Here is a 261-nt window from a genome sequence, read left to right as displayed (position 1 = left end):
GTCGCCCGAATCGCGACCGTAGTGAAGCGGCTATCAGGCGAGCGCCTCGATCGCCGAGCAGAAGCGGGCGACCTCATCCTCCGAGTTGTAGTAGTGGACCGATGCCCGAATGACCTCCGTCAGGTTACGGTCCTCCATGTCGAGCCGTGTGGATAACGTTCGCGAGATGGTGACGTTGATCGTTTGCTCGGCCAGCGCGTCCTTCACCTCTGTCAGATCAGGCCCGTCGATCGTGAAAGTGACGATGCCGCCCTGAACCTG

1 protein-coding gene is annotated in these 261 nt (G+C 60.9%); it reads right to left on the bottom strand.

All coding sequences use genetic code 11. The features are described from left to right. Positions 1-33: 33 nt before the first annotated feature. Positions 34-261: aminotransferase class V-fold PLP-dependent enzyme (locus tag KVT28_RS25450; RefSeq protein ID WP_217550985.1), on the bottom strand; the 228-nt coding region annotated here is incomplete at its 5' end.

It is taken from the genome of Pantoea sp. GbtcB22 (assembly GCF_019091025.1).
Taxonomy (GTDB): Bacteria; Pseudomonadota; Gammaproteobacteria; order Enterobacterales; family Enterobacteriaceae; genus Pantoea; species Pantoea leporis.
Note: the sequence above shows the minus strand (reverse complement) of the source record. Positions and strands in the feature narration are given on the sequence as shown.